Origin of the sequence: Peptacetobacter sp., from assembly GCF_029264495.1 — a bacterium.
GTDB lineage: Bacteria > Bacillota > Clostridia > Peptostreptococcales > Peptostreptococcaceae > Peptacetobacter.
The window spans coordinates 1-10754 of the sequence record NZ_JARIBH010000071.1 but is presented as its reverse complement, the minus strand read 5'-3'; the positions used below and the strand labels follow the sequence as shown (position 1 = coordinate 10754).

The window sequence follows — 10754 nt, the reverse complement described above, 5'->3', positions numbered from 1 at the left end:
TAAAAAATACTGCTGACATCAAAAGACATACAGCAGTATTTATAAACTTCAAAATTAAATTTAACTTTAAAATCTTTTAGTCTAACAATGGCCGGTTGTAGACTATTTTGTAACTACAATTAATGCTATTGCATTTATAAAAAATAGTATTGATACTACTTTAGTTACTTTATTAAGAAATGCTTGTTTTCCCTTTGGTTTGAAGTATGTCTGATTTCCTTCTGCACCATATTGAGAAGGCATAGCAGTTTTATTTTCTTGTGGCATTATAACCAATATTAAAGCTATTCCAAGTATTACTTGTAGAGCCATTAAAACATTAACTATCATAATTCCCTCCTGTTTATCGAATATATTCTTACATTTTAGTATAACATATATATTTTTAAATTTCAATAAACTATAATATCTCTGAAATTTTGATCTTTATTTTTATAAAATAAAATATATAAAGTGTTTATACTTTTATTATTTTAATTATTTTCAAAATAAAAAGAGCCATTGTAATTTACAATGACTCTATCCGTATATATTAACCTTACCTTAAGTATAGATAAAATTTATTTGATGGATAAATTTTAAAGTTTTCTTATTTTATTATATTTTTTATGAAATCTATACTTAGATAAGATATTAATATCAATTATTTTAAATTATACTATCTAACTATTAAAGAGTGACCAGTCATTTCTTTTGGCTGTTCCATTCCCATCATATCAAGTACTGTTGGAGCTATATCTGATAATCTACCATCATCAAGAAGTTTTGCTCCTTTAAATTCTTCTCCAGCTACTATAAATGGTACTGGATTTGTTGAATGAGCTGTTACAGTTTTTCCAGTTTCTGGATCTGTCATAAGTTCAGCATTTCCATGGTCAGCAGTTATTATTAAGCTTCCACCTTTTGATATTATCTTATCAGCTAATTCACCAACACATTTATCTACAGTTTCAACAGCTTTTATTGCTGCTTCCATACTTCCTGTATGTCCAACCATATCTGGATTTGCGAAGTTAACAACTATAAAGTCATATTTATCTTCATTTAATCTTTCTTCCACTTTTTCAAGTAACTCATTTGCAGACATTTCTGGTTGTAAATCGTATGTTGCTACTTTTGGAGAAGGTATTAATAATCTATCTTCTCCTTTATTTGGTTCTTCTACACCACCGTTAAAGAAGAATGTAACGTGTGCATATTTTTCTGTTTCTGCTGCTCTTAACTGTAATTTTTCATTTTTAGCTAAGTATTCACCTAATGTATTTACAAGAGTTTCTGGTTTATATGCAACATTAACATCTTTGTTTATTGCTGCATCGTATTCAGTTAAACATACGAAATATGTATTGAAGAATTCTCTTTTGAATCCATCAAAATCTTTAACAGCAATTGCTTTTGTTATCTGTCTTGCTCTATCAGGTCTAAAGTTGAAGAATATAACAGAATCATTTTCTTTTATTGTCGCTACTGGTTTTCCATCTTTTTCAATTACTGTTGGTACTATAAATTCATCATTTATATCATCTGCATAAGATTTTTCTATAGCATCTAATATACATTCTGATTTATTTCCTTCACCTTTAACCATTGCATTATATGCAAGTTCTACTCTTTCCCATCTATTGTCTCTATCCATTGCATAGTATCTTCCTGATACAGTTGCAAATTCTCCAACACCAGATTCTTTCATAGCATCTAAAGTTTCTTTAGCATATCCAATTGCACTTCTTGGATCAGTATCTCTACCATCTGTGAAAGCATGTACATATACTTTTTTTACTCCTTTTTTAGATGCCATTTCTAAAATACCTTTTAAATGTTCTATATGAGAATGTACTCCACCATCTGACAATAATCCCATTATGTGTAGTGCATTTTCTTTTGCATTTTCCATTGCTTGACAAAGAACTTCATTAGTAAAGAAATCTCCGTCCTGTATTGATTTTGTTATTCTAGTAAGTGGTTGATATACTATTCTACCTGCTCCTATATTTGTATGACCAACTTCTGAGTTACCCATTTGTCCATTAGGAAGACCTACATCAAGACCACTTGCTCTCATTAAAGTACAAGGATAATCAGTAGATAATCTATCTAAATTAGGAGTTTTTGCTGTATATATAGCATTTCCATTATGTTCTTTAGAATAACCATATCCGTCCATTATTACTAATGCTACTGGTTTTTTCATATTTTTTCTCCTTAAAACTATATTCTTAAAATTATTTTAATTAGAAATTAAGTAATCCAAGGAAATCTTCTGCTTTTAAGCTTGCTCCACCAACTAATGCACCATCTATATCGCTCTGTGCCATTATTTCAGCTACATTTGCTGGTTTAACAGATCCACCGTACTGTATTCTAACTTCTTCAGCTAATTCATTGTATAATCCTTTAACAACTTCTCTTATATAAGCTATTACATCATTAGCCTGTTCTGAAGTTGCAGTTTTGCCTGTTCCTATAGCCCATATTGGTTCATAAGCTATTACAACTTTTGATAAATCTTCTTTAGCAACATTTTTAAGTGCTTCTTCTACCTGAACTTTTACTACATCTTTAGTTTTATCAGCTTCTCTTTCTTCTAAAGTTTCTCCACAACAAACTATTGGATCTATACCCACTTCTAATGCTTTTAATACTTTTTTATTAACTGTTTCATCAGTTTCATTAAAGTATTGTCTTCTTTCAGAATGTCCTATTATAACATAATCCATTCCTATTTCTTTAAGCATGGCTGGTGCTACTTCTCCAGTGAAAGCACCATTATCTTCAAAGTGCATATTTTGAGCACCTATTTTTATATCAGTACCTGCTACTGCTTCTTTAAGATCTTTTAATAATGTAAAAGGAGCACATATTACTGCTTCTGCTTTATCTGGGCAAGTTTTACCTTTTACTGCTTCTGCAAATTCTAATGCTTCTTTTATAGTTTTATTCATTTTCCAGTTTCCTGCTATTATAGGTTTTCTCATTTTTAATCCTCCAAATTTTTATTTATACGAGTTAATTAGCTTATTGTAATTATACCCCTTTAAATATTTTCAAAAACAAAATATATTTATTATATTTATCAATTAAATTTATTTAATCAACAATTTGTAATATTGATTCAAACTAGTCAAAAGGCGGAAATTAATCCGCCAATTAATATAATTTATTATTATTTTTCATCTAAAGATGCTATACCTGGTAATTCTTTTCCTTCTAGGAATTCAAGAGATGCTCCACCACCTGTAGATATATGAGTCATTTTATCTCCAAATCCCATCTGGTTAACTGCTGCTGCAGAATCTCCACCACCTATTATAGTAACAGCTTCTGTTTCTGCCATAGCTTTTGCTACTGCTTCTGTTCCTTTTGCAAAGTTTTTAAATTCGAATACACCCATTGGTCCATTCCATACAACTGTTTTAGCTGATTTTACTGCATCTGCGAATAATTCAGCAGTTTTTGGTCCTATATCAAGTCCTTCACAATCAGCTGGTATATCTCTACCTTCTGATATCATAGGAGTTTCATTTTCTCCAAATTTAGCAGCATAAGTTATATCTATTGGTAATAATAGTTTAACTCCTTTTTCTTCTGCTTTTGCCATCATTTCTTTTACATAATCTATTTTATCTTCTTCTAGTAATGAATTTCCTATTTCATGTCCCATAGATTTTAAGAATGTATATCCCATTCCTCCACCTATTATAAGTGTATCAACTTTATCTAAAAGATTATTTATAACACCTAATTTATCTGAAACTTTTGCTCCACCAAGTATTGCAACAAATGGTCTTTCTGGTGTTTCAACAGCTTCACCTAAGAATTTTAATTCTTTTTGTATTAAATATCCACAAACTCTTTCTTCTAAGAATTCTCCAGCTCCAACTGTTGAACAATGTGCTCTATGTGCTGTACCAAAAGCATCATTTACAAATATTTCAGCTAATGATGCTAATTCTTTTGAGAAGTTTTCTTCATTTTTTGTTTCTTCTTTTCTATATCTTGTATTCTGAAGTAATATTACTTCTCCATCTTTCATTTCTGCAGCTGCTTTTTTAGCATTTTCTCCAACTACATTATCATCTGCAGCAAATTTAACTTCCTGACCTAACATTTCTGATAATCTTTTTGCTACTGGTGCTAAAGATAATTCTGGTTTTGCTTCTCCTTTTGGTTTTCCTAAATGTGAGCAAAGTATTACTCTAGCATTATTGTCTATAAGATATTTTATTGTTGGTAATGCACCATTTAATCTGTTTTCATCAGTTATTATTCCGTCTTTTAATGGTACATTAAAGTCGCATCTTACTAATACTCTTTTTCCTGCAACCTGTATATCTTCTATTGTTTTTTTGTTAAGCATTGACATAAAGCATTTCTCCTTTTATTTGAAGTATTTTTAAGTGTAACTAATTTCACACTTCTTTAATATTAAATATATCATATTACCTATGTTTTATGTACATTATTTATATTTATCTATCATATCTATTTACAAAAAAAGCCCGAGTCCGTAGTAAAAACTACAAACTAGGACTTTTCTGTTTGAATTACATTAACAATCTTGTATGTATGGGGGTACATACATCATATTAAGGTTTAAATGTATTCAAGTTTTATATTATAAAGTGTATATAGGTTAACTATTTTATATTACTTTTCCTGTATTCAGTTTAAGTAATTCTATTTTAAAGATATATAATCTTAAAATTATTATTTACTTAATCCTGCAAAGTATCCTAATGTTCTTATTAACTGAGAAGTATAAGACATTTCATTATCATACCAAGAAACAACTTTAACTAACTGCTGTCCATCTACTTCCATAACTCTTGTCTGAGTTGCATCGAATAATGAACCGTAGCTCATACCTATTATATCAGATGATACTATCATATCTTCATTGTATCCGAATGATTCATTAGATGCTTCTTTCATAGCTGCATTAACTTCTTCTACAGTTACTTTTTTACCTAATGTACAAACAAGTTCAGTTAATGATCCTGTTACTACTGGAACTCTCTGTGCAGCTCCGTCTAATTTACCATTTAATTCTGGTATAACTAAACCTATAGCTTTTGCAGCACCTGTTGTATTAGGAACTATGTTTCCTGCAGCAGCTCTAGCTCTTCTTAAATCTCCTTTTGGATGAGGGCCATCTAAAGTATTCTGGTCATTTGTATATGCATGTATAGTTGTCATTAAACCTTTTTCTAAAGTAAATTTATCATTTAAAGCTTTAGCCATTGGAGCTAAACAGTTTGTAGTACAAGAAGCACCTGATATAACTGTTTCTGATCCATCAAGTATATCACTATTTACATTGTAAACAACTGTTTTTAAATCTCCTGTTGCTGGAGCTGATATAACAACTTTTTTAGCACCTGCTTTTATATGAGCTTCTGCTTTATCTTTTGAAGTAAAGAATCCTGTACATTCTAGAACTATATCTATTTTTAATTCAGCCCAAGGTAAGTTTTCAGGATTTCTTTCTGCTGTTACCTGTATTTCTTTACCATTAACTATGAATGCACCTTCTTTAACTTCTATTTCACCGTTAAATCTTCCCTGTGCAGTATCATATTTAAATAAATGTGCAAGCATTTTTGCATCTGTTAAGTCATTTATTGCTACAACCTCGAATTTTTCTGGCTGTTCCATCATCTTTCTTAATGCTAATCTACCTATTCTACCAAAACCATTTATAGCTACTCTTACCATGTCGCTACCTCCTAAAGTTAATTAAAAAATTTTTATTTCTGCGGTTTTTACCGTTTTTCATACTTATTTATTGTACTCAAGTATCTTTTGAGCACTTTGTTCATCGGTTATAAGAACTAAATTCTTATTTATTTCTGATACTGCCATAAAAGCTTCTACCTTTTCAACTCCAGCAAATATCAAAATATTTTCTTTGACTTTTTTATATGTCTCAAGATCTATACCAACAGTATTAAGCTTATATACTAAATCACCATTTTTATCAAAGTAATGACCAAATGCTTCTCCAACAGCACCATTTTCAATGATAATCTTTTTTTGATTCTCATCAAGATTTCTTCTGTTAGCCATTACATCTGCTCTACCTATACTAAATACTAATATATCTGTTTCAGATATATGTTTTAGTGTTCTATCGATTTCTGGGATTTGTGATAGAGTTTTTATTGCACTCTCATCAAGCTCATCTGGTATATGAAGTAATTCGTATTCAGAATGAATGTTTTTACCTAATCTAGCTGTTACACTATTCGATTGTGTATCAACATCAGTCCCCATACTTCCTCTAGCTGGTAATACCAATGTATCTTTGTACTTTTTCTCTGTTTTTACAGAATCAGCAAATTCTAACATTGTCGTTCCACCAGTTATAGAGATTTTATTTCCATTTTTCAAAATATCTAAGAAATACTCTGAACCTTCTTTTGCTACATCCTTTAAAATTGCTTCATTATCTTCACAACTTCTAGGAACTACTATAACTTTTTTTATACCTAACTTTTCTCTTACTTTGTTTTGAAGATTAGTTATCCCCATAATATCAACCATAATATCTTTTAACTGTAAAAGTAATTCTTCTCCTTCTTCAGTTATTGTCATTCCAGATACAGCTACACATATCAGACCTTGCTCTTTTAAAAACTCAGTTTCTGTTCTTGTAACTCTTTCACTTATTCCAAGTCTATTTGAAAGTGATCTTCTTCCTATAGGTTGACTAAGTGAAATTTGTCTAAGAATAATATATCTTCTTTCCATAAGCTCTATAGCATGTGGTATAAGTTTTTTTTGTATTTCTATTAAATTTTTCATATTTACTCCTTCTTGCTTTAAACCGATTAGGGAACATTTTTGTCCCGTATGTTTTTTTCAGTCCCACAAGTTAATTTTATTGTATAGTATTTATTTGATTTTTTCAATACTTTTTATAAAAATAACAAAAACTTTTTTCTATTTTATAATCTGCAAACGATATACTAGATATGTTAATTTTTCAACGTTTTATAAATCGTTTTCCTTTTTGCTTTTTTTATTTATTAGTAGATAAACAGATTTTCTAGGGCATATTTAATCAATTTAAAAGCATAATTTTTTTCATAAAAATATCCTCATATACTAATTTTGTTTATTCACTATAAATAATTTTAATATATGAGGAATCTATATTCTACATTTATTTTGAATTAAAATTCTTTTCTTCTACTTGAGGATGCTATTCCTAATTCTTCTCTGTATTTTGATACTGTTCTTCTTGCTATGTTAACTCCTTGTTCTTTTAATATTTTTGATATTGCTTCATCACTTAAAGGTTTTCTTTTATTTTCATTATTTATTATATCTTTTATCTCGCTTTTAATACTAGTACTAGAAGCTGCTTCACAAAAAACATTAGTTTCTAAAGCTGTATTGAAAAAATATTTGAATTCATATAAACCAAATGGTGTTAGCATATATTTACCATTCACTCCCCTACTTATTGTCGACTCATGAATGTTCAATTTTTCTGCAATATCTTTCATTTTTAGTGGTTTTATATATTTCTCACCTTTTTCTATAAATTCTATCTGTTCTTCCATAATAGCTTGTGCAATATTCAATATTGTACTTTTTCTATTTTCAATATTTTTTATTAAATTTGCTGCTGAATTTAATTTGTTTTTTACGAATTCTTCTGCATCTTTATCAGAGCTGTCTTTTATAATGTTTTTGTAAAAGTCATTTATTCTTAAGTTATAATTATCTTTTTCATTTGCGTATACACAATAACTTCCTTCTATTTTTTTTATTATTACATCTGGTTGAATGTATATACTTTTATCATTGGAATACAATAATCCAGGCTTAGGATCCAAACTTTTTATTAGGCATATTACATCTTTGCATTTATCTATACTTATTTTATTTTTTTTTGATATTTCTTTTAACTTATTCTTAGCTATAAGTTCTAAATCGTTAATTACTATATTCTCTATTGTTGTATCTAACTTATCTATTTTTCTTAATTGTAAAATAAGACATTCAGAAAGATTTCTAGCCCCTATTCCTGGTGGGTCTAATTGTTGTACTATATTTAGACATTTTTCAAATTCATTTATACTTATTTTTAGAGTCCTTAAAATATTCTTATCATTCAATCTAAAGTAGCCATCTTCATCTAAACTATCTATTATATAGTTACATATTTTTTTCTCTTCTGATGTTAATTTGAAATATTTTAATTCCTCTTTTAAATGCTCATATAAATTATTTACATTTTTAATCATATTTTCAAAATCAATATTATTTTCTGAGTTATATGGAATGTCATTTTTATCTTGTTTTATAGATTTTAATTCCATATTTTTTATGTATTTCTCCCAATCTATTCCTTCATCATTTTTTTCTGCTTCTAACATTGGGTTATTTTCTGCTTCTTTTTTTATTTCTTCTTCTACTTCTAATTTGCTCATATTTAAAATAGCCAAAGATTGCTTTAATTGTGCTGTTAAAATTAGCTTTTGTGACTGCTTAAGTTCTAAAGTATTTTTGAAATTCATAATTTAACCCACTCTTTCTTAAAATATTAATACCCTCTATACTTAAAATTTTTATAACTAATTCTCAATACTATCACTAATTACTCTAGTATATTAATATAACATATCTTCTATTAACTGTGTATTTTAAATATTTTTAATGTAAGTTGTAATAATTAATTTATATTATTATACAATATACTTCCTTTTAATTTTCAAATTTTATACCTACTAATAACTACTATTATTTATATTTTTCTCTTATAAATTTATTTATTAAAAAAGGTTGCCCAATTAATAACATCGTTATTATGACAACCTTATAAATACTTAAATCATATTAGATAAATATTAGACTATATTTCTTTTAATATTTCTATTAATTCATCTTCATTATAATTATATTTCTTATTACAGAACTGACAAGTTACCTCTGCTTGATGATCTTCTTCTATTATTTCTGCTAAAGCTTTTTTACCCATAGCTATAAATGCTTTTTTTACTCTATCTTTTGAGCAAACACATTTAAATCCAACTTCTACTTTATCAAGAATAACAGGTTCTAATCCTTCTAGAACTATATTTAGAATATCTTCAGGTGTTAAACCTTCTCTATACATTTCTGTTATAGATTTTACCTTTCCTAAATTTTCTTCTAATTTACATATAGTTTCTTCTGTTGCATCTGGCATAAGCTGAATTATAAAACCACCAGCATGTTCAACCTCATAGTGAGTTGTATAAACTCCTAATGATACTGCTGAAGGTGTTTGTTCTGATACTGTAAAATAATAAGTAAAATCTTCTGCTATTTCTCCTGATACAATTGGAGAAAGTCCATTAACTGGCTCTCTTAGACCTAAATCTTTTATAACTTTTAAAGTTCCCTCATTACCTACTGCTCCAGCTACATTTAATTTTCCATTTGGATAATTTTCAACTTCTACATTTGGATTAGATACATAACCTCTAACAAATCCATTTGCATCAGATGTTGCAAGTATAGTTCCTATAGGACCTCCACCTTTTATTATAGAAGTAAGCTCATCACCCTTATTTTTCATCATAAGCCCCATCATAGATGTTGCTGTTAATGTTCTTCCTAGTGCCGCTGTTGCAACCTTTGTTGTTCCATGTGATTTTCTAGCTTCTTCTACTAAATCTCTTGTTTTTGCTACAAAGGCTCTTACTTCTCCATTTTTAGAAGCAGCTCTTATTACATAATCATTCATATAAATCCTCCATATATTTTATTTTCTTGCCACAAAAAATACTCTTTCTGCATCTTTTTTAGGTTTTTCAAATGTAAAATCTCCGTATGCTTTTACACTTTTAAATCCACTATCATTTAATTTTTCAATTATATCATCTGTAACATATGCTCTTTGCTGATGTACTTCATCAAATCTATCAAACGTACCTTCTTTATTTTTCACAAAGAAAGTAAGTTCCATATCAACTAAATCTTCTTCTGGATCAAAATAATTTTGCCACATATATACTGTATCTTCTCTTTTTTCAGTAAATGTATTGTTTCCTAAAATTTTTGATATTTTATAATATGAACTTATATCAAATATAAATATTCCATTTTCTTTTAATATTTCATATACTTTAGAAAATACATACTCTAAATCATCATCATATGTAAGATAGTTGAATCCATCACAAGCACAAAGTACGCAATCTAAATCTTCCATATCAAATTCTAATTCTGCTATATCCTGTTGTAAAAGAACTAATTGTACATTTTCTTTCTCAGCTTTTTCCATAGCAACTTCTAACATTTCTGCTGATATATCTATTCCAGCTATATCATATCCTTTTTTTGTAAGAGGTATAGTCATATTTCCTGTTCCACATGCTAGTTCCAGTATATTTTGTACTTCTGCTTGTTCATTTTTTATAATATCTTCTATATATTCAATCCATTTATTATAATCTACATCATCCATTAATTCATCATATATATATGCAAAATTTCTATATTGATCCATTTTAAAACCTCCTGCTTTATGTTCAAATCAAACTAATATTATAAATTACTTTTGGACTAAAATCCAATATAGCATAAGATATATTATAACATAAAATATATATATTTACCTATCTTTCAAGCATACCTTTTAATTCTAATAATTCTACATATATATCCATAGCTTGTAATATTATATTCTCATCAAAATTAAATTCTTCACTATGAAGAACTGCTGTATATCCTTTTTCTTTATTTCTTGTTCCTATGTT

General features: G+C 28.2%; 9 protein-coding genes. All 9 read right to left on the bottom strand.

Annotated features, from left to right (window positions below; genetic code table 11):
* Positions 1-102: 102 nt before the first annotated feature.
* Positions 103-327 carry a preprotein translocase subunit SecG gene (secG, locus tag Q1J78_RS06730; RefSeq protein ID WP_300280414.1) on the bottom strand — a complete coding sequence of 75 codons (225 nt, stop codon included), beginning with the start codon at positions 325-327 and terminating at the stop codon, positions 103-105.
* A 331-nt stretch (positions 328-658) separates the two neighbouring features.
* Positions 659-2191, bottom strand: coding sequence for a 2,3-bisphosphoglycerate-independent phosphoglycerate mutase (gene gpmI, locus Q1J78_RS06725; protein WP_300280411.1), 1533 nt, complete (start codon positions 2189-2191; stop codon positions 659-661).
* A gap of 40 nt (positions 2192-2231) precedes the next feature.
* Positions 2232-2975: a triose-phosphate isomerase gene (gene tpiA, locus Q1J78_RS06720; protein WP_300280408.1), complete on the bottom strand. Its 744-nt coding sequence runs from the start codon at positions 2973-2975 to the stop codon at positions 2232-2234.
* 188 nt (positions 2976-3163) lie between these two features.
* A complete protein-coding gene (locus Q1J78_RS06715; RefSeq protein ID WP_300280406.1) occupies positions 3164-4363 on the bottom strand; it encodes a phosphoglycerate kinase in 1200 nt (399 codons plus the stop codon).
* Positions 4364-4707: 344 nt separating this feature from the next.
* On the bottom strand, positions 4708-5715 hold the full coding sequence (gene gap, locus Q1J78_RS06710; protein WP_300280403.1) for a type I glyceraldehyde-3-phosphate dehydrogenase: 1008 nt from the start codon (positions 5713-5715) through the stop codon (positions 4708-4710).
* A gap of 63 nt (positions 5716-5778) precedes the next feature.
* On the bottom strand, positions 5779-6804 hold the full coding sequence (locus Q1J78_RS06705; RefSeq protein ID WP_300280400.1) for a sugar-binding transcriptional regulator: 1026 nt from the start codon (positions 6802-6804) through the stop codon (positions 5779-5781).
* 371 nt (positions 6805-7175) lie between these two features.
* Positions 7176-8528: an RNA polymerase factor sigma-54 gene (rpoN, locus tag Q1J78_RS06700; protein WP_300280397.1), complete on the bottom strand. Its 1353-nt coding sequence runs from the start codon at positions 8526-8528 to the stop codon at positions 7176-7178.
* A 335-nt stretch (positions 8529-8863) separates the two neighbouring features.
* Positions 8864-9739: an Hsp33 family molecular chaperone HslO gene (hslO, locus tag Q1J78_RS06695; RefSeq protein ID WP_300280393.1), complete on the bottom strand. Its 876-nt coding sequence runs from the start codon at positions 9737-9739 to the stop codon at positions 8864-8866.
* 18 nt (positions 9740-9757) lie between these two features.
* The gene (locus tag Q1J78_RS06690) at positions 9758-10504 is read right to left on the bottom strand and encodes a class I SAM-dependent DNA methyltransferase (RefSeq protein ID WP_300280390.1); all 747 of its coding nucleotides are present in this window, start codon (positions 10502-10504) and stop codon (positions 9758-9760) included.
* Between the last annotated feature and the right edge of the window lie 250 nt (positions 10505-10754).